This is a genomic window from Mycolicibacterium gadium, assembly GCF_010728925.1.
In the GTDB taxonomy this organism is placed as follows: domain Bacteria; phylum Actinomycetota; class Actinomycetes; order Mycobacteriales; family Mycobacteriaceae; genus Mycobacterium; species Mycobacterium gadium.
This window is the reverse complement of record NZ_AP022608.1, coordinates 2,766,535-2,785,014: the sequence shown is the minus strand read 5'-3', so window position 1 is coordinate 2,785,014 and position 18,480 is coordinate 2,766,535. Positions and strand designations below refer to the sequence as shown.

General features: G+C 65.7%; 21 protein-coding genes and 1 pseudogene. 10 read left to right on the top strand and 12 right to left on the bottom strand.

What is annotated here, in order from left to right; genetic code table 11:
- Entirely contained in the window at positions 1 to 1,197 is a 1,197-nt protein-coding gene (locus G6N36_RS13580; protein WP_163686964.1) for a serine hydrolase domain-containing protein, read from the top strand.
- On the opposite strand, the gene mmsB is transcribed toward G6N36_RS13580, so the two are convergent.
- The 10 genes and pseudogenes from mmsB to G6N36_RS13530 form a co-directional block, all read right to left on the bottom strand.
- The gene (gene mmsB, locus G6N36_RS13575) at positions 1,188 to 2,078 is read right to left on the bottom strand and encodes a 3-hydroxyisobutyrate dehydrogenase (RefSeq protein WP_163686963.1); all 891 of its coding nucleotides are present in this window, start codon (positions 2,076 to 2,078) and stop codon (positions 1,188 to 1,190) included. The two genes, G6N36_RS13580 and mmsB, sit on opposite strands and share 10 nt — an antisense overlap.
- A gap of 13 nt (positions 2,079 to 2,091) precedes the next feature.
- On the bottom strand, positions 2,092 to 3,267 hold the full coding sequence (locus G6N36_RS13570; protein ID WP_163686962.1) for an acyl-CoA dehydrogenase family protein: 1,176 nt from the start codon (positions 3,265 to 3,267) through the stop codon (positions 2,092 to 2,094).
- Positions 3,268 to 4,785 (bottom strand): CoA-acylating methylmalonate-semialdehyde dehydrogenase, encoded by a 1,518-nt coding sequence (locus G6N36_RS13565; RefSeq protein WP_163686961.1) that lies wholly within the window; start codon positions 4,783 to 4,785, stop codon positions 3,268 to 3,270.
- A gap of 77 nt (positions 4,786 to 4,862) precedes the next feature.
- On the bottom strand, positions 4,863 to 5,468 hold the full coding sequence (gene rfbC, locus G6N36_RS13560) for a dTDP-4-dehydrorhamnose 3,5-epimerase (protein ID WP_163686960.1): 606 nt from the start codon (positions 5,466 to 5,468) through the stop codon (positions 4,863 to 4,865).
- Positions 5,465 to 6,451 carry a dTDP-glucose 4,6-dehydratase gene (gene rfbB, locus G6N36_RS13555; protein WP_163686959.1) on the bottom strand — a complete coding sequence of 329 codons (987 nt, stop codon included), beginning with the start codon at positions 6,449 to 6,451 and terminating at the stop codon, positions 5,465 to 5,467. The genes rfbC and rfbB overlap by 4 nt, the downstream gene beginning before the upstream one ends.
- Positions 6,452 to 6,453: 2 nt before the next feature.
- Complete coding sequence (locus G6N36_RS13550; RefSeq protein ID WP_163686958.1) at positions 6,454 to 7,074, bottom strand: TIGR03086 family metal-binding protein; 621 nt, start codon at positions 7,072 to 7,074, stop codon at positions 6,454 to 6,456.
- A gap of 36 nt (positions 7,075 to 7,110) precedes the next feature.
- Positions 7,111 to 7,953: an LLM class F420-dependent oxidoreductase gene (locus G6N36_RS13545; protein ID WP_163686957.1), complete on the bottom strand. Its 843-nt coding sequence runs from the start codon at positions 7,951 to 7,953 to the stop codon at positions 7,111 to 7,113.
- Positions 7,954 to 7,964: 11 nt separating this feature from the next.
- Positions 7,965 to 8,810, bottom strand: coding sequence for an LLM class F420-dependent oxidoreductase (locus G6N36_RS13540; RefSeq protein WP_163686956.1), 846 nt, complete (start codon positions 8,808 to 8,810; stop codon positions 7,965 to 7,967).
- Positions 8,811 to 8,868: 58 nt separating this feature from the next.
- Positions 8,869 to 10,374 (bottom strand): ATP-binding protein, encoded by a 1,506-nt coding sequence (locus tag G6N36_RS13535; RefSeq protein WP_163686955.1) that lies wholly within the window; start codon positions 10,372 to 10,374, stop codon positions 8,869 to 8,871.
- A gap of 33 nt (positions 10,375 to 10,407) precedes the next feature.
- Positions 10,408 to 12,112 (bottom strand): annotated as a pseudogene (locus tag G6N36_RS13530) (FAD-dependent oxidoreductase).
- Positions 12,113 to 12,247: 135 nt separating this feature from the next.
- On the opposite strand from G6N36_RS13530, the gene fdxA reads away from it, so the two are divergent.
- Positions 12,248 to 12,613 (top strand): ferredoxin, encoded by a 366-nt coding sequence (gene fdxA, locus G6N36_RS13525; RefSeq protein ID WP_163686954.1) that lies wholly within the window; start codon positions 12,248 to 12,250, stop codon positions 12,611 to 12,613.
- Here the strand turns inward: fdxA and G6N36_RS13520 are convergent.
- Complete coding sequence (locus G6N36_RS13520) at positions 12,598 to 12,906, bottom strand: hypothetical protein (protein WP_163686953.1); 309 nt, start codon at positions 12,904 to 12,906, stop codon at positions 12,598 to 12,600. The genes fdxA and G6N36_RS13520 overlap by 16 nt on opposite strands.
- Positions 12,907 to 13,154: 248 nt before the next feature.
- Between G6N36_RS13520 and infA the strand changes: the two genes are divergently transcribed.
- The 8 genes from infA to truA all read left to right on the top strand — a co-directional run bounded on the left by infA (position 13,155) and on the right by truA (position 17,800).
- Complete coding sequence (gene infA / locus G6N36_RS13515) at positions 13,155 to 13,376, top strand: translation initiation factor IF-1 (protein WP_005140011.1); 222 nt, start codon at positions 13,155 to 13,157, stop codon at positions 13,374 to 13,376.
- Between the two features lie 29 nt (positions 13,377 to 13,405).
- Positions 13,406 to 13,519 (top strand): 50S ribosomal protein L36, encoded by a 114-nt coding sequence (rpmJ, locus tag G6N36_RS13510; RefSeq protein ID WP_003879483.1) that lies wholly within the window; start codon positions 13,406 to 13,408, stop codon positions 13,517 to 13,519.
- Positions 13,520 to 13,699: 180 nt separating this feature from the next.
- Positions 13,700 to 14,074, top strand: coding sequence for a 30S ribosomal protein S13 (gene rpsM / locus G6N36_RS13505; protein WP_006245170.1), 375 nt, complete (start codon positions 13,700 to 13,702; stop codon positions 14,072 to 14,074).
- Positions 14,074 to 14,493, top strand: coding sequence for a 30S ribosomal protein S11 (gene rpsK / locus G6N36_RS13500; protein ID WP_163686952.1), 420 nt, complete (start codon positions 14,074 to 14,076; stop codon positions 14,491 to 14,493). Before rpsM ends, rpsK begins: the two co-directional genes overlap by 1 nt.
- A gap of 14 nt (positions 14,494 to 14,507) precedes the next feature.
- Positions 14,508 to 15,113, top strand: a complete 606-nt coding sequence (gene rpsD / locus G6N36_RS13495) for a 30S ribosomal protein S4 (RefSeq protein WP_163686951.1) — start codon at positions 14,508 to 14,510, stop codon at positions 15,111 to 15,113.
- A gap of 86 nt (positions 15,114 to 15,199) precedes the next feature.
- The gene (locus G6N36_RS13490; protein ID WP_083124751.1) at positions 15,200 to 16,252 is read left to right on the top strand and encodes a DNA-directed RNA polymerase subunit alpha; all 1,053 of its coding nucleotides are present in this window, start codon (positions 15,200 to 15,202) and stop codon (positions 16,250 to 16,252) included.
- A gap of 59 nt (positions 16,253 to 16,311) precedes the next feature.
- Entirely contained in the window at positions 16,312 to 16,923 is a 612-nt protein-coding gene (gene rplQ / locus G6N36_RS13485) for a 50S ribosomal protein L17 (RefSeq protein WP_163686950.1), read from the top strand.
- A gap of 7 nt (positions 16,924 to 16,930) precedes the next feature.
- Entirely contained in the window at positions 16,931 to 17,800 is an 870-nt protein-coding gene (gene truA / locus G6N36_RS13480; protein WP_163686949.1) for a tRNA pseudouridine(38-40) synthase TruA, read from the top strand.
- On the opposite strand, the gene G6N36_RS13475 is transcribed toward truA, so the two are convergent.
- Entirely contained in the window at positions 17,797 to 18,465 is a 669-nt protein-coding gene (locus G6N36_RS13475) for a cutinase family protein (RefSeq protein WP_163686948.1), read from the bottom strand. The two genes, truA and G6N36_RS13475, sit on opposite strands and share 4 nt — an antisense overlap.
- Between the last annotated feature and the right edge of the window lie 15 nt (positions 18,466 to 18,480).

Genomic DNA, 18,480 nt, shown 5'->3' with positions numbered 1-18,480 from the left:
ATGGGTGGTGACGCCGACGAGGGCTACGGGAAGGTCGTCGACGCGTTTCGTCGCAACTTCGAAACCGGCAAGGAAACCGGTGCCGCTGTCGCGGTCTATCGCGACGGGCGCAAGGTGGTCGATCTGTGGGCCGGCCACCGCAACGGTGTCACCCGGGAGCCGTGGCAGCAGGACACCATCGTCAACGTCTTCTCGACGACGAAAGGCGTTGCCTCACTTGCCGTGGCGGTCGCCGCGTCGCGGGGGCTGATCGACTACGACGCCAAGGTGGCCGACTACTGGCCGGAGTTCGCGCAGGGTGGCAAAGGTGGCATCACCGTGCGACAGTTGCTCAGTCACCAAGCCGGCCTGGTCGCGATCACCCCACCCCTGACGCTCGCCGAGCTCGCCGACCCGGACAGGATGTCGGCCAGAATCGCCGAGCAGCTCCCCGCATGGCCTCCCGGCACGAGGTACGGCTATCACGCGGCGACGCTCGGCTGGTATCAGTCCGCGCTCATCCGGAAGGTGGACCCGCAAGGCCGCACGCTTGGGCGGTTCTTCGCCGAGGAGATCGCCGATCCACTCGGATTGGACCTCCACATCGGCCTGCCGCCGTCGGTCGATCGCGGCCGGGTGGCGCTGCTCGAACCGGTGACAAGGCGCGAAATGCTGCTGCATCTCCGCACGATGCCCCCGCTGTTCGTCGCGAGCCTGTTCAATCCGAAGAGTCTGCCCGCCCGAGCCTTTGTGGTGGCCGCAGGCGTGAAGGATGCCGGCGACTTCAATCGCGACGAGGTGCGGATACCCGAGATGCCATCGGTGAACGGGACGGCGTCGGCTGACTCCGTCGCCAAACTCTACGGTGCCGCCGCAACCGGTGGCCCGGGGTTGGGCCTGAGCAGGACGGTGCGCGACGCGCTCGAGGCACCCGCCGTACCGCCCACACGGGGTGTACGCGACAAGGTGATGTTCCTCGACATGTCGTTCTCCCTGGGTTTCGGCAAGCCCACGGCCAAATTCGTATTCGGTTCCACCGGAAAGGCTTTCGGATGGCCCGGGCTCGGGGGCTCGTTCGGCTTCGCCGATCCGGACACCGGCATCGGGTACGGGTATGTGCTGAACAAGCTGGGCTATCACGCCCACAGCGACCCGCGGGAACTGGCGCTGCGGCAAGCGCTGTTCCGCGACGTGCTCGGGGAGAGGACTCAGGCCTGACCCTTGCGGATCATTTCGATGACCGCGCTGAAGTCCTTGTCGGCGTTGATACCGTTGGTCGCAATGAACTGAGCGTAGATCTCGGCGGCGTGAGTGCCCAGCGGAGCCGTCGAACCCGTCGACTTGACCGCGTCCATCGCGAGGCCGATGTCCTTGTGCATCAACGCGGTCGCGAAGCCCGGCTTGAAATCGTTGTTGGCCGGTGAGGTCGGAACCGGTCCCGGCACCGGGCAGTTCGTGTGGATCGCCCAACAGTTGCCTGTCGCGCCGGTGATCACGTCGAACAGGGACTGGGCGGACAAACCCAGCTTTTCGGCGAGCACAAAAGCTTCGCCTGCGGCGATCTGCTGCACGGCCAGCACCATGTTGTTGCACAGTTTGGCGGCCTGCCCGGTGCCCGAGCCGCCGCAGTGAATGATTTTGCCCGCCAACGGTTCCAGTACTGGCCGTGCCCGCTCGACCGCGGCTTCGTCGCCACCGACCATGAAGGCCAGCGTGCCGGCGACCGCACCCTTCACCCCGCCCGACACCGGCGCGTCGAGCTGGGCATGCCCGTGATCGGCGGCCTGCTTGTTGATGGTGCGTGCATCGTCGACCGAGATGGTCGACGTGTCGATGAACAGCGTGCCTTCGGGCGCCGCCGACAGCGCGTCGGCGTACACCGCCTTCACGATGTCGCCGTTGGGCAGCGAGGTGATCACCACGTCGACTCCCGACGCCGCCGCGGCGACGCTGTCGAAGACCTGTGCACCGTTCTCGGCGGCGGCATCCTTCAACGCGGCAACTGGATCGAATCCGTGGACGGTGTGGCCCGCGGCGACGAGGTTGGTCGCCATCGGACCGCCCATGTGGCCCAGCCCGAGGAACGCGATCGTCGACATTGACGCCTCCTGATTAAGACGCGCGGGCCCGGGCCGCTTCGGCCCGGCCGATGACCACACGCATGATTTCGTTGGTGCCCTCGAGGATTCGATGCACCCGTAGATCGCGGACGATCTTCTCGAGCCCGTACTCGCGTAGATAGCCGTAGCCGCCGTGCAACTGCAGCGCCTGATCGGCCACATCAAAGCAGGAATCTGTGACATAGCGCTTGGCCATCGCGCACAGCTCGACCTTCTCCGGATGGTTCTCGTCGAGGGCGGACGCCGCGCGCCACAACAACGTTCGTGACGCCTGCAGCGCCGTCGCCATATCGGCGAGGGCGAACCGGATGGTGGGCTCGTCGAGCAGTGAACCGCCGAACGCCTGCCGGTCCGCCAAATAGCTGCGCGCCTTGTCGTGAGCGGCCTGCGCGCCACCGAGCGAGCATGCGGCGATGTTGATTCGGCCGCCGTTGAGCCCATTCATCGCGATGCCGAAGCCGGTGCCCTCACCGTCGGCGCCGCCGAGCATCGCGTCCGCGGACACCCGCACACCATCGAAGATCACCTGTGCGGTCGGTTGGGCGTTCCAACCCATCTTCGCTTCTTGCGCGCCGAAACTCAGCCCCGGCGTGTTCTTTTCGACGAGGAACGCGGAGATGCCGCGGGGGCCGTTACCGCCGGTACGGGCCATGACCACGTACAGATCTGAGGAACCGGCCCCGGAGATGAACTGTTTGACACCATCGAGCACCCAGTCTGATCCGGCGGCGTTCCCGCTTCGGACAGCTCTGGTGCTCAACGCGCCGGCATCCGATCCGGCGCCCGGCTCGGTGAGACAGTAACTGGCGATCGCCTCCATGGAGGCCAGCCGCGGTAACCATGACTTGCGCTGTTCGTCGGTGCCGTACGTGTCGACCATCCACGCGCACATGTTGTGAATCGACAGAAACGACGCGATCGTGGGGTCGGCCATCGCCAGCTGCTCGAAGATCCGCACCGCGTCCAGGCGCCGTAGCTCGCTGCCGCCGACATCCTCTCGGCAGTAGATCGCGGCCATCCCGAGATCGGCGGCCTCCCGCAACACGTCAGTGGGGAAGTGGTGGCTCTCGTCCCATTCCAATGCGTAAGGCGCGAGGCGCTTCTCGGCGAACGCGGCCGCCGTCTCGGCGATCACGCGTTCGTCTTCGTCCAGCCCGAAGTAGTCCATCTATTTCATGGTCGGGATGACGAACTCCGCGCCGTGGCTGCCCGCGGGCCAGCGCTGCGTCACCGTCTTGGTCTTCGTGTAGAACATGATCGACGAGGGACCGTGCTGGTTGAGATCGCCGAATCCGGAGCGCTTCCAGCCGCCGAACGTGTGATAGGCGACCGGGACGGGAATCGGCACGTTGACACCGACCATGCCGACCTGCACCCGCGACACGAAGTCCCGTGCGGTGTCGCCGTCACGGGTGAAAATCGCGACTCCGTTGCCGTATTCATGCTCGGACGGAAGCGCCAGCGCCTCCTCGTAGTCGTTGGCACGCACGATGCACAGCACGGGTCCGAAGATCTCGTCGGTATAGATCGACATGTCGGGGGTGACGTGGTCGAACAAGGTCGGGCCGATGAAGTAACCCTTCGACAGGTCAGCCTCGTCGAAAGTCAGCTCGTCGCTCGTGCGTTCGCGGCCGTCGACGACGGCCTCGGCGCCGGCGTCCACACCCTGCTGGATGTAGTCCTTGACGCGGGCCAGCGCGGCCTCGGTGACCAGCGGGCCGTAGTCGGCTTTCGGGTCGAGGCTGTGGCCGACGCGCAGGCCGTTGACCCGCTCGATCAGCCTGGCGCGCAACCGGTCTGCGGTCTGCTCACCGACAGGCACCGCGACGCTGATCGCCATGCAGCGTTCGCCCGCGCTGCCGTAGCCTGCGCCGATGAGCGCGTCGACGGCGTTGTCCATATCGGCATCGGGCATCACGATCATGTGGTTCTTCGCGCCGCCGAAGCACTGCGCCCGTTTACCGTTGGCGGCGGCACCGGAGTAGATGTACTGCGCGATGTCGGAGCTGCCGACGAAGCCGACGGCCTGGATCACGGGGTGCTCGAGGATCGCGTCGACGGCTTCCTTGTCGCCGTGCACCACCTGGAACACGCCCGGCGGCAGACCGGCCTGCAGGAACAGCTCGGCCAGCCGGACCGGCACCGACGGGTCACGCTCACTGGGCTTGAGGATGAACGCATTTCCGCATGCGAGCGCGGGACCGGCCTTCCACAGCGGGATCATCGCGGGGAAGTTGAACGGGGTGATGCCGGCGACCACGCCGAGCGGCTGCCGCAGCGAGTACACGTCGATGCCGGTGCCCGCGCCCTCGGTGTACTCGCCCTTGATGAGGTGCGGGATGCCGATCGCGAACTCGATGACCTCGATGCCACGCTGGATGTCACCTTTGGAGTCGGCGATGGTCTTGCCGTGTTCCAGACTGAGGAGTTCGGCCAACTCTTCTACATTCTGGTTGACGAGGTCGATGAACCTCATCATCACGCGGGCGCGGCGCTGGGGGTTCCATGGGGCCCATTCCTTCTGCGCGGCGGCGGCCCCGGCGACGGCCTCGTCCACGTCGGCCCGCGAGGCCATCGGCACCTTGGCCTGCACCTCTCCGGTGCTGGGATTCATGACGTCGGCCAGACGGGTGGATTGGCCGGCCGCGCGCTTGCCGTTGATGAAATGCGGAATCTGTGTGGTCATGATCGTTCCTCGCTGCTAGATACTTGGATATCCTAGTAATGCGCCGATGAGGTGCGCAAGGGGCCTGCGCGGCGCAGTCAGCGGCGGCGCAACTCCTCGGCGAAGACGCGTGTCTGCTCCCACGTCGGCAGCAGTCCGGCGGCCTGGGCGTCGGCCAGCGACGGTGCCGCGCGGTCCCGGTCAGACAGAATCGGCCCACCGTCGACGTGAGGCCACGTGATACCCAGCGCGGGATCGAGCACGTTGACGGTGTGCTCCCGCTCGGGGTTGTAGGCCGCGGAGCACAGGTACACGACCGTCGAGTTGTCCTCCAGCGCAAAGAAAGCGTGCCCGAGGCCCTCGGAGATGTAAATGGATCGCCGGTCGGTGTCGTCGAGGACCACCGAATCCCACTGTCCGAACGTCGGCGATCCGACCCTGATGTCGACGACCACGTCGAGCACCTTGCCGCGCGGGCATCCGACGTACTTGGCCTGACTGGGTGGCAGCTGGGCGAAGTGCAGCCCGCGCAGCGTCCCCGCGGCCGATATCGAGCAGTTGGCCTGACGTAGGTCGAACCGGTGCCCGGCCAGCGCGGTGAACTCGGCGTCGGTGAACCACTCGAAGAATGCGCCCCGTGAATCGCCGTGGATGCGCGGGGTGATCTCCCACGCGCCGGGAACCGTGAGCTCGCGGAACGTCACTGGTTGCGTCCCGCGTAGGTGGCTTCGACGCCCTCTTTCAGTGGAGCCCACCACTTTTCGTTGGCTCGGTACCACTCGATGGTGTCGCGGAGGCCGTCCTCGAAGTCGGTGTGCGCGGGACTCCAACCCAACTCGTCGCGCAGGGGCGACGCGTCGATCGCGTACCGCAGGTCGTGGCCGACGCGGTCGGTGACGTGGTCGAAATCGTCGGGATCGCGATCCATCAGCCGCAGGATCGTCCGCATCACCGTCACGTTGTTCCGTTCCCCGTCGGCGCCGATCAGATACGTGCGGCCGATCTGTCCGTCGGACAGGATGCGCCATACCGCAGTGTTGTGGTCTTGCACGTGGATCCAGTCGCGGACGTTGGCGCCGGTTCCGTAGAGCTTGGGGCGCCGCCCGGTCAGCACATTGGTGATCTGGCGCGGGATGAACTTCTCCACGTGCTGATACGGCCCGTAGTTGTTCGAGCAGTTCGAGAGTGTCGCGCGCACTCCGTAAGACCGCACCCAGGCGCGCACCAGCATGTCGGCCGCCGCCTTGGTCGACGAATACGGGCTCGACGGGTTGTACGGCGTCGACTCGGTGAACCTCTGCGGGCTGCCGAGTTCCAGGTCGCCGTACACTTCGTCGGTCGAAACATGGTGCAGCCGAACGTCATGCGCGCGCACCGCCTCCAGGATGGTGAACGTGCCGACGACGTTGGCGTGCAGGAAGGGCTCCGGCCCGGACAGTGAGTTGTCGACGTGGGTCTCGGCGGCGAAGTGCACGACGGCGTCGGCGTCGGCGACCAACTTGTCGACCAGCGCGGAGTCGGTGATGTCGCCCTGCACCAGCCGGATCTTGTCTTCGACCGGCGCCAGCGATTCGCGGCTGCCTGCGTAGGTCAGCGCGTCGAGGACCGTCACCACATGTTCACGTGCAGCGACGTGGACGAAATTGGCGCCGATGAACCCGGCCCCGCCAGTGACCAGCAACCGCATGGTCAAACCCTAACGGCAGTCCAATCCGGCGAGCGGCCGAGGTGGGCGAGTAGCCGGTCCATGTCGCTGGCACCGTCGTTGACGGTGACCGCGCGTCGGAACGGGCTGCCCTCGTCGGCGCGGAACTCACCATCGGGGACGGCGAACGCGATCGGCAGCACGGCATCGACGACCGCCTTCGGCAGTTCGTATGCCGCGCCGATGGTGCGAGCGACGTCCCAGCCGTGCACGACGTAGTCGACGAAGTGAAAACCGATCGCCATCGCTCCGGGAAATGTTGCGCCGGAGCCGAATTCGGGGAGCGCGAAGGCCGCCTCGAGCACGCCGTCGGCCTCGAACGCCCTGAGTACGTCGTCGGCGGCCGACGCGTAGGTGCCGGCGGGATCCGAGGCCACCGCATCGGCGACGGTCGCGGGTTCCCACACTTCGGGGTCGGTGCCGCCGCGGGCCGCTGCGGCGAAGCCGTGGTGCTGGACGGTCATGTGCGCGAGCAGGGCTGACAGATTCCAGCCGGCACACGGCGTCGGCCGGGCGAGATCGTCAGGTACGACGGCGTTCACCGCGTCCACAGAAGCCTGCACTGCGGCGCGGTGCAGGGGAAGAGCGTCCGAAGTAATATGCATACGCTTATCGTAAGCTCATGCATATCATTGGGTCAATCAGCTCTTGAGGCCGAGCGGGCCCGCCAGTTCCTCCAGCGTCGGCAGCAGGGCATCCCAGCCGCCCAGCACCTGGATCGCCACGTGATCGGCTCCGGCCTCGATGTGCTCGGTGAGCTGCTTGGTGATGTCCTCGGGCGTGCCGTGCGCGACGACCGCGTCGATCAGCCGGTCACTGCCGGGCTTGGCGATGTCGTCGTCGGTGAACCCCAGCCGCTTCCAGTTGTTCAGATAGTTGGAGAGGTTGAGGTAGAAGTCCACGGTGTCGCGCCCGATCTTCCGGGACGCCTCGGCGTCGCGCGCCAGCACGACCTTGTGCTCAGGGGCCAGAAATACCGTTGGCCCCAACAGGTTTCGGGCCTCTCCGGTGTGCTGGGGGGTGGTCAAGTACGGGTGGGCGCCCGCGCTGCGCCGGGCCGACAGCTTGAGCACCTTGGGCCCTAGCGCGGCGATGACCCGTCGGCTCGTCGGCACCTTCAAGCCGTCGAGCACATCGAGGTATTCGACGAGCACGTCGTAGGGCTTGCGGTATTCCTCGGTGTGTTCGGGGTGTCCGATCCCGACGCCGAGCAGGAACCGTCCCGGGTACTTGTCCTCGATGCGGTGATAGGCCTCGCCGACCTGCTCGGCTGGTGCCTGCCAGACGTTGATGATGCCGGTCGCGACCTGCAGTGTCTCGGTGGCGTCCAGCAGCGGCTCGACGTATTCGAGATCACCTGCCGGTGAGCCGCCGATCCAGATCGCGCCGTAGCCCAGCCGCTCGATCTCGGTCGCCTGTTCGGGCTTGGGTGTGCCGAACGTCCATACCCCGAAACGGCCGAGGTCGGGTTTGAGCTCACTCATGGGGTTTCCCTTCACTGAAGTCCGAGCGGGCCCGCCAACTCGGTGAGCGCGGGCACGAGCTTGTCAGTACCCGTCAAGACCTGAATCGGAACATGGTTGGCGCCTGCGGTCAGGTGCTCGGTGAGCCGTGCGGAGACGGCGTCGGTGGTGCCGTACGCCACGACCGCGTCGACGAGCGCGTCGCTGCCCGGCTTCGCGACGTCGGCATCGGTGAAGCCCAGCCGCTTCCAGTTGTTCAGGTAGTTCGCGAGGTTCAGGTAGACCTCCAGCGCCTTACGGCCGACCGCGCGGGCGCGGTCCGCATCCGTGGTCAGCACCACCTTGTGCTCGGGGGCGATGAAGGCGTCCGGACCGACGAGCTCGCGTGCCCGCGCGGTGTGCTCGGGTGTGGTCAGGTACGGATGCGCCCCGGCGCTGCGGCGCGCCGACAGCTTGAGCACCTGCGGACCGAGCGCGGCCACCACCCGGCGGTCCTTGGGTACGCCGTACTCGTCGAGCTTGTCGAGGTACTCGTTCAGCGCGTCGTAGGGCTTCTTGTACTCCTGGTGTGCTTCGGGATGGCCGACGCCGATGCCGAGCAAGAACCGGCCGGGGTGGGCCTTCTCGATGCGGTGGAAGGATTCGGCGACAGGACCGGCCGCGGCAGTCCAGATATTGACGATGCCCGTCGCCAGTTGCAGCGACTCGGTGGCTGACAGGATGGGGTCGATCCAGTCGAGCTCGGCAGGTGGTGAGCCACCGGCCCAGATGGCTCCGTAGCCGAGGGATTCGATGTCCTTGAGCTGCTGCGCGGACAGCTGCTGCCACCCCGAGTAGTGGCCGAAAACGCCGAACTTGCCGAGATCAGGTGTGGTCATTCTTGCTCCAACCGTCCAGGCGCGGGAGCGTATTCCGTTCGGCGCGCAGTGATTCGAACTATTCCGTGCCGGCGGCCGACAGTTCGCCCGGCGTGGGCGCGATCGGGGCGGGGGCCACCAACGGAAGGCAGACGATGAATCTGGTGTCGCCCGGTTCGGACTGCACGGCGATGTTTCCGCCGTGCTTCTCGACGATGATCCGCCAGGCGAGATCCAGTCCGAGACCGGTGCCCTCACCGAATGGCTTCGTCGTGAAGAAGGGTGTGAAGATGCGGCCGATGATCTCCTCGGGGATGCCTGGCCCGTCGTCGCAGATTTCGATGCGAATCATCTCGTCGTTCTCGCGCGAAGTGCGGATGGTCAAGGTGCCCTGGCCGCCCATCGCCTGGATGGCGTTGTCGATGATGTTCTCCCACACCTGGTTGAGATCCCCTGGGTAGCACTGCAATTCGGGCAGGGTCTTGTCCATTTGCTTGACCAGGGTGACGGGCTTGCCCTTGCCTTCCATGCCGATCTTGTCGCCGAACATCATGAGTGTGCTGCGCAGCAGTTCGTGGACGTCGGCGCTGCCGTAGGAGGCGCGATCCATCTGCGAGTACTGCTTCGCACCCGCGAGCAGCGTGGAGATGCGCTTGCTGGCCTCGGCGATCTCGTTCATCCGCAGCTCGTTGTCGATCGTGTATTTCAGCCAACCGATCGCGCCCTGCAGCGACGCGGTGTTGTCGACGTCGTCCACCAACGCCGAAACCCGCTCCAGCCAATCGGTGTCCAGGCCCGCCTCCACGAACGTCGGCGCGTAATCCCAGGCGCCGACGATGCCGTGGTCTTCGAGCCATTCGCCGATCTGGTCTTCGCGATCGGAGGTTTCCAGCGCGGTCAGCTCATGATCTCGGGACTTGGCGACCTGCTCGGCGACCTCGTCCTGAATGTTCACCAGAACCCGCAGGGCCTCCGGCGTGAACTTGGCCTCGGCCACCATCGCGAGCTTGTGCCGCATATGCCCGACGCCTTCGCGTAGGTCAGCCACCGCGCGGGCGGTGGCGGCGGCCGGGTTGTTGAGCTGATGGGTCAGGCCCGCGGTGATGGTGCCCAGCGCCAGCAGCTTCTCGCGCTGGCCGATGATCTGGGTCTGTCGGCGGCCACCGACGAGGTGTCCCTCGAGCAGATGGACGGCCATGGGGAACTGGGTTCGCATGAAATCCGCGAACTTGTTGGAGTCCAACACGAAGCAGCGGGCGGGCCTGGTCAGGCGTACCGAGGCCTGATAGGCCTGCTCTTCACCGGGGATGTAGGCCGACCACGCGCCGAAGTACACGCCGCGCTGAGACGTGCGGTTGGTCTGGATGTCGACGCCGCCGGACCGCTTCGACATGATCAGCTCGCCGTCGATCATCACGTAAAAACAGGTCGCCGGCTCGCCTTCCTGGACGATGGGGCCCGCGGGGAACGTCTCGATGTGGCCGGCCGCGCACAGGATGTCGAGCTGCGGATCGGACAGGTCCTCGAACAGGAACAGGGTCCGCAGTTCGTCACGCACGCATTCCTCTTCGCCTTGTGCGCCCATCGGTTGTCCTTTCGGTCGGCAATCAGCCGGCTATCACGCTTCCGCCAGATACCTGTGCACCAACATCACCGCCATCGACCCTTCGCCGACAGCGGCCGCAACCCGCTTCGCGGACTCCGAGCGCACATCTCCTGCAACAAACACACCGGGCACACTTGTCTCCAGGTGGTGCGGCGGGCGATCCAGCGTCCAGCCGACCTTGTCCCGTAGATCGGGTCCCGACAGGATGAAGCCGTGATCGTCGCGGGCTATTCCCGCTTCCTCGAGCCAATCGGTGCGGGGCGTCGCGCCGATGAAGCAGCACATGCGGTCACAGGTGACTTCTTCCCGTTCCCCGGTCCGCTTGTCGAGCAGGACCAGTCCGGTCAGGTGATCGTCGTCGGCCGCCGTGTCCACCACTTCGGTGCAGGTCCGGACCGTGATGTTCGGGGTTTTCAGGATCCGGTCGACGAGGTATTGCGACATGCCGGCCTCCAGCGAAGGACCGCGGATCAGCATCGTCACCGATTTGGCCGTCTGCGACATGTACATCGCGGCCTGGCCCGCGGAGTTGGCGCCACCGACGATGTAGACATCCTCACCGGCGCACTCGCTGTTGTCGGACACCGAGGCACCGTAGAACACCCCGCGGCCGATGTAGTTGCAGCTCGGATCGTCGGGATCATCCCAGCATCCGGTGATCTGGAGCTGGCGATAGTCGACGCCGGTCGCGAGAATCACGGCGCGCGCGCCGATGGTGTTGTCCCCGTTGAGGCGAATGGAATGGGCTGCGCCCACGCCGTTGATCTCGAGCCTGCCCGCCTCCTGGGTTGTGATGACCTCCGCGCCGAAGCGTTCGGCCTGACGACGTGCCGACGTGGTGAGTTCGGCTCCCGACACACCGGTCGGGAAGCCCAGGTAGTTCTCGATCTTCGAACTGCGGCCCGCCTGTCCGCCGGTGGTGGCCTTCTCGATCAGCACGGTCTTGAGGCCCTCCGAGGCGCCGTACACCGCGGCGGCCAGGCCGGCGGGCCCACCGCCGATCACCGCGAGGTCGTACATCTCCAGTTGCGGGGTCGTCGACAGGCCCAGCAGCGTGGCCAGTTCGACGTCCGTCGGCTCAACGAGGGTTTCGCCCTTCTCGGTGATGACGACCGGCAGTCGGCTGTCATCGAGACCGGCTGGCTTCCAGCAGCTGTTGTCCCTTGGGTTCCTCGGAGTTCACCGCGCGGAACGAGTATTCGTTGCGGGCCAGGAACTGGCGCACCTCCCACGACCGGTCGCTGTACCGGTGCCAGATCACCTTGGTGTACGGCATGGCGCGATCGCCGACAGAGCGCCACTCCTCGAGCAGCCCGTCGATCACCGGGTACAACTTCTCCTCCGGCGGATCCCACGGCTTGAGCAGGTAGTGATCGAGGTCGACGACATTGATCGCGTCGATCGCGGCGTGGGTGTCGGCGTATGCCGTCAACAACACCCGCCGTGCCAGCGGGAAGAAGTCCATCGCCTTCTCGAGGAACTCGATGCCGCTCATCTGCGGCATCCGATAGTCGGCGACGAAGACCGCGACGGCGTCGCCGCGCAGCTTGAGTTCCTTGAGGGTGTCGATGGCGTCGGCACCGGATTCGGCGCGAACGATGCGGTAGCGCTCACCGTAATGGCGACGCAGATCGCGGGCCACGGCGCGCGACACTGCCGGGTCGTCGTCGACGGTGAGAATGACGGGTTTACGAGCCTGCTCGGCGGGTGCGCTCATCAGTTATAAGTATGCGCCCGTCGTCCAAACGATTTCAGTTCAACGTCGGGCCGAGCGCAGACGGGACCAACGTCACCTGCAGAAGGGACCTTTGCCCAGCGCGAACGACCGACGTCGGTGCCTAGCGTTTTCGTCGTGACCTACGTGATTGGTTCGGCGTGTGTGGATGTGATGGACAAGTCCTGTATGGCGGAGTGCCCGGTGGACTGCATCTATGAGGGCGCGCGCTCGCTCTACATCAACCCCGACGAATGCGTCGACTGCGGTGCATGCAAGTTGATCTGTCGGGTCGAAGCGATCGAGTACGAGACGGACCTGTCCGAGGACGAGGTGGTGCACCTGGCCGACAACGCCGCGTTCTTCACCACGGTCCTGCCCGGGCGGGACCGTCCGCTCGGCGTGCCCGGGGGAGCGCTGCAGCTGGGACGCGTCGGCGTCGACACTCCGTTGGTGGCGGCCATGCCGGCGAAACCGCCGACGGCCGGTCACTCCCCGTTGTGAGACTTCGACGCCAGGGGCCAGCGCCGATGGGTGTAGGGGATGGCGATCTTGTAGATGAAAGCCAGTAGCAGACCCCAGACGACGAGAACGACGATGCTGAAGCCCGCTGCTCCGGTGTTCGTCCAGGTCATGAAAAGCCCGGCGACTCCGGCGGCGGCGAAGCCGGCGGCCTGGGCGATCAGCCGAAACCCCATTTCGCCCCGGCCGCCCTGCCGGAACAGTGCGGATATCACCAGCATCGCGGCCGTTTCGACGATTCCAACGATCAGTACCACGATGAACAGCGCGGCCATGTTCCTCCCGGGCCTGTCGAGCCTTCGCTGAGCTGCGGGTTCGACGATTTTGGGGACGACGCCCGAGCAGGTAACATGGATCGACGGTGCGGCTACCGCGCCGACTCTCGGCGTGCCCTGTTCGGAAGTTCTCCGGAACTAGTAGGTCTCGGTTCACGTTAATGGAAGTCGGGGCTGATGCTGCGCCGGAACAGGCGCAAGCGTCGATACGAAACGTACGAATAACCAGAGGATCGCTGAAAAGGATTATGGCCAAGAAAGACGGCGCCATAGAGGTCGAGGGTCGCGTGGTCGAGCCCCTGCCCAATGCGATGTTTCGCATTGAGCTGGAGAACGGTCACAAGGTTCTCGCTCATATCAGCGGCAAGATGCGGCAGCACTACATCCGCATTCTGCCCGAGGACCGTGTCGTGGTGGAGCTGTCTCCATACGACCTCACTCGGGGCCGCATCGTTTACCGGTACAAGTAACCAGAAGCACAGAAGGATCAGACACAGCCGTGAAGGTGAACCCGAGCGTCAAGCCCATTTGTGATAAGTGCAGGGTGATCCGTCGGCATGGGCGGGTCATGGTGATCTGCTCCGATCCTCGCCACAAGCAGCGCCAAGGATGAGCGCTTGCGCGAAGACCAGACGACACAGCTGAGTCTTCCGCATGCCTACAACTGAATGACGAAATCCCAGCACCACTGAGCGGGTACGCCGCTCATCTGCGTCCGGCACGGAGGCCGGACCCCGACACCGTCGGGAACGGACTGGGAACAGACCTCCGCAACGAGAAGGAACACACCACTGTGGCACGTCTAGTGGGCGTCGACCTCCCGCGCGATAAGCGCATGGAGATCGCGCTGACCTACATCTACGGCGTCGGCCGTACCCGCTCCCAGGAGATCCTGGAAGCTACCGGCATCGACCGGGACCTGCGCACCAAGGACCTGACCGACGATCAGGTCACGCAACTGCGCGACTACATCGAGGGCAACCTCAAGGTGGAGGGCGACCTGCGCCGCGAGGTGCAGTCTGACATTCGCCGCAAGATCGAGATCGGCTGCTACCAGGGCCTGCGGCACCGCCGCGGCCTGCCGGTGCGTGGCCAGCGGACCAAGACCAATGCGCGCACCCGCAAGGGCCCGAAGCGCACCATCGCCGGTAAGAAGAAGGCCAAGTAATGCCACCCGCAAAGAAGGCAGCAGGCGGAGCTCCCAAGAAGGGTCAGAAGACCCGCCGCAGGGAAAAGAAGAACATTCCGCACGGCGCCGCGCACATCAAGAGCACGTTCAACAACACGATCGTGTCGATCACCGACCCGCAGGGCAACGTCATCGCGTGGGCGTCCTCGGGACACGTCGGCTTCAAGGGTTCGCGTAAGTCGACCCCGTTCGCCGCACAGCTGGCCGCCGAGAACGCGGCCCGCAAGGCGCAGGAGCACGGCGTCAAGAAGGTCGACGTCTTCGTGAAGGGCCCGGGCTCGGGCCGCGAGACCGCCATCCGCTCGTTGCAGGCCGCCGGCCTCGAGGTCGGCGCCATCGCCGACGTCACGCCCCAGCCGCACAACGGGTGCCGTCCGCCGAAGCGGCGCAGGGTCTAGGAGGAACTGGAGATATGGCTCGTTACACCGGACCCGCGACCCGCAAGTCACGCCGCCTCGGCGTCGACCTGGTCGGCGGCGATCAGTCCTTCGAAAAGCGTCCTTATCCCCCGGGCCAGCATGGCCGCGCGCGGATCAAGGAGAGCGAATACCGCCAGCAGCTGCAGGAGAAGCAGAAGGCCCGCTTCTCGTACGGCGTGATGGAGAAGCAGTTCCGCCGCTACTACGAAGAGGCCAATCGGCAGCCCGGCAAGACCGGTGACAACCTGCTGCGCATCCTCGAGAGCCGGCTGGACAACGTCATCTACCGCGCAGGCCTGGCCCGCACTCGCCGCATGGCGCGTCAATTGGTCAGCCACGGCCACTTCACCGTCAACGGTGTCAAGGTCGACATCCCGAGCTACCGGGTGTCGCAGTACGACATCATCGACATCAAGGAGAAGTCGCTGAACACGCTGCCGTTCGAGGTCGCGCGCGAGACCGCGGGCGATCGCCCGATTCCGGGCTGGCTGCAGGTCGTCGGCGAGCGTCAGCGCATCCTGGTGCATCAGTTGCCGGAGCGCGCACAGATCGACATCCCGCTGCAGGAGCAGCTGATCGTCGAGCTCTACTCGAAGTAAGCAAACACTCGGGGGGCCTCAATCCCGAAGCCCCCCGCACCCCCGAAAGACGTCAAATAGCGGGCGTCAAAAGGAGAAGAAGAAAAATGCTGATTTCTCAGCGACCCACATTGTCCGAAGAGGTCAAGTCGGAGAATCGGTCCCAGTTCGTCATCGAGCCGCTGGAGCCCGGATTCGGTTACACGCTTGGCAATTCGCTTCGGCGCACGCTGCTGTCGTCCATCCCGGGCGCGGCGGTCACCAGCATTCGCATCGACGGCGTGCTGCACGAGTTCACCACCGTCCCCGGGGTGAAGGAAGACGTCACCGACATCATCCTGAACCTCAAGGGTCTGGTCGTGTCCTCGGAGGAGGACGAGCCGGTCACCATGTACCTGCGCAAGCAGGGCCCGGGTGCGGTCACAGCGGGTGACATCGTCCCGCCGGCCGGCGTGACGGTGCACAACCCCGAGATGCACATCGCGACGCTGAACGACAAGGGCAAGCTCGAGGTCGAGCTGGTCGTCGAGCGCGGCCGCGGCTACGTGCCCGCCGTGCAGAACAAGGCGTCGGGTGCCGAAATCGGCCGTATCCCGGTCGATTCCATCTACTCGCCGGTCCTCAAGGTCACCTACAAGGTGGAGGCCACCCGCGTCGAGCAGCGCACCGACTTCGACAAGCTGGTCATCGACGTCGAGACCAAGAACTCGATCACTGCTCGGGATGCGCTGGCGTCTGCGGGCGGGACGCTGGTCGAACTGTTCGGTCTGGCACGGGAACTCAACACCGATTCCGAGCACATCGAGATCGGTCCGTCGCCTGCCGAGGCCGATCACATCGCCAGCTTCGCGCTGCCGATCGACGATCTAGACCTCACGGTGCGGTCGTACAACTGCCTCAAGCGCGAGGGTGTGCACACGGTGGGCGAGCTCGTCGCCCGCACGGAGTCCGATCTGCTGGACATCCGTAACTTCGGCCAGAAGTCCATCGACGAGGTGAAGATCAAGCTGCATCAGCTTGGTCTGTCGCTGAAGGACAGCCCGGCCACGTTCGATCCGTCCGAGGTCGCCGGCTACGACGTCGCCACCGGCACCTGGAACAGCGATGCGAGCTACGACCTGGACGACAACCAGGACTACGCCGAAACCGAACAGCTCTAAGTAGTAACCGTCCCGGTCCTACCTGATACGGGGGCCGGCCCCATTTAGGAGAAGTCGCAATGCCCAAGCCCACCAAGGGTCCTCGCCTCGGCGGGTCGTCCTCACACCAGAAGGCGCTGCTGGCCAACCTGGCCACCTCGCTCTTCGAGCACGGCCGGATCAAGACCACCGAGCCCAAGGCGCGGGCATTGCGGCCCTACGCGGAGAAGCTCATCACCCACGCCAAGAAGGGCACGCTGCACAACCGGCGTGAGGTGATGAAGAAGATCCGCGACAAGGACGTCGTGCACACGCTGTTCGCCGAGATCGGTCCGTTCTACTCCGACCGCAACGGCGGCTACACCCGCATCATCAAGGTGGAGGCGCGAAAGGGCGACAACGCCCCGATGGCCGTCATCGAGCTGGTGCGGGAGAAGACCGTGACCGACGAGGCCAACCGCGCTCGCCGGTCGGCCGCCTCGAAGAAGGCCGCACAGCCGGTGGCGGCTGCCGCCGCGCCGCAGGCCGCGGTCGAGCCGGAGGCTGCGGTCGGGCCGGAGGAGACCGTCGAAGAGGTCAAGGCTGAGGACGCCGCCATCGAAGAGGGTCAGGAAGCCGAAGCCGCCGAAGAGGTCGCCGAGGCTGAGGCCGAGGAGAAGGCCGACGACGAAAAGGCCGACGACGCCAAGTAGTGACGCTATGAACAAGCCCGCCATCGACGACGGTGGCGGGCTTGTTCGTCTTCGTCTCGACATCGCCTACGACGGAACGGAGTTCGCGGGCTGGGCCACGCAGACCGGCCAACGTACGGTCGCGGGCGTGCTGGACGACGCTCTTTCGACGGTGTTTCGCACCCGGGTGCAGTTGCGAGCGGCCGGACGCACCGACACCGGTGTCCATGCCGCCGGTCAGGTCGCCCATGTCGATGTACCGGCCGACGCGCTACCAAACGCATATCCCCGGGCCACCCGCCCCGGTCAACGCGAGTTCCTGCCCCTGGTGCAGCGGCTCGCACGGTTCCTCCCTGCCGATGTGCGTGTGCTCGACATCGACCGCGCGGCACCGGGTTTCGACGCGCGGTTCTCCGCGCTGCGCAGGCACTATGCGTATCGCTTGTCGACGGCGCCGTACGGTGTCGAACCGCAGCAGGCCCGCTACGTCACGCCGTGGCCCAGGCCGCTGGATGTCGACGCCATGGTGGCGGCATCGCGGGATCTGGTTGGGCTGCACGACTTTGCCGCGTTTTGCCGTCACCGCGAGGGCGCGACGACGATCCGTGATCTGCAGCGGCTGGATTGGACACGCGAGGGTGACCGGGTCACCGCGCACGTCACCGCGGATGCGTTCTGCTGGGCGATGGTGCGATCGGTGGTCGGCGCGTTGTTGGCCGTCGGTGAACATCGCCGCGAACCCGCCTGGTGCGCGGCGCTATTGGAGTCCACGAGCCGGTCCAGTGATTTCGCGGCGGCGCCGCCGCAGGGTCTGACGCTCGAGGGCGTCGACTACCCGCCCGACGACGAGCTCGAGGCCCGGACGAAGGTCACCCGCGAGCTTCGGGTGATCGACTAGATACGACTCGCGACGAAGTCGGCCGCCTGATTGGCCATGCCCGCGTCGATATACGCGGCGGCGAGGTGGGCGGGCCAGTTGTCTTCCCACGTGTTCGGATCGGCCGGGTTGCAGACCGGGTCGGCGCCGTGGCACAGGTCGATGGTCCGGTCGCGATAGACCGGGTTGAAATTGCCGATCGGACCGGCCCAGGTGATTCCGTTGCCGAACAACGCGACTGCGGCGATGTGCCTGTCCGCACCGGGAGGTAGCGGGGAATCGAAACCGAAGAAGTTGAACGGCAGCGCGAGCACCACGTCGGTGACCGCGGCGCCGAGCGAATACCCGCCGAGCACCAACCGGGTATCGGGACAGGTGTTCATCATGTACTGGATGTGGCCGCTCATATCGTTGGCGCCCACATCGAGCTCGTTGTCCGCGGGATACTGCACCGCATAGACGCCGATGTTCTTGTTCGACTTGGAGCGCAACGCACTGACGAACGCGTTGCCGAGCCTGCCGACCCCCGCCGACTCCAGTCGTCCGCGGGCGAAGATCACCTCGACCGGCGGGCACGATTGAGCATTCGCCGACGGTGTCAGCGACGCGACGGTCTGGGGTGCGATGAGCAGGGCGCCGGAGATGAGTGCGGCGACGAGACCGATGACGAGGTGGCGGCGAATCACCACACGAATCCTAGT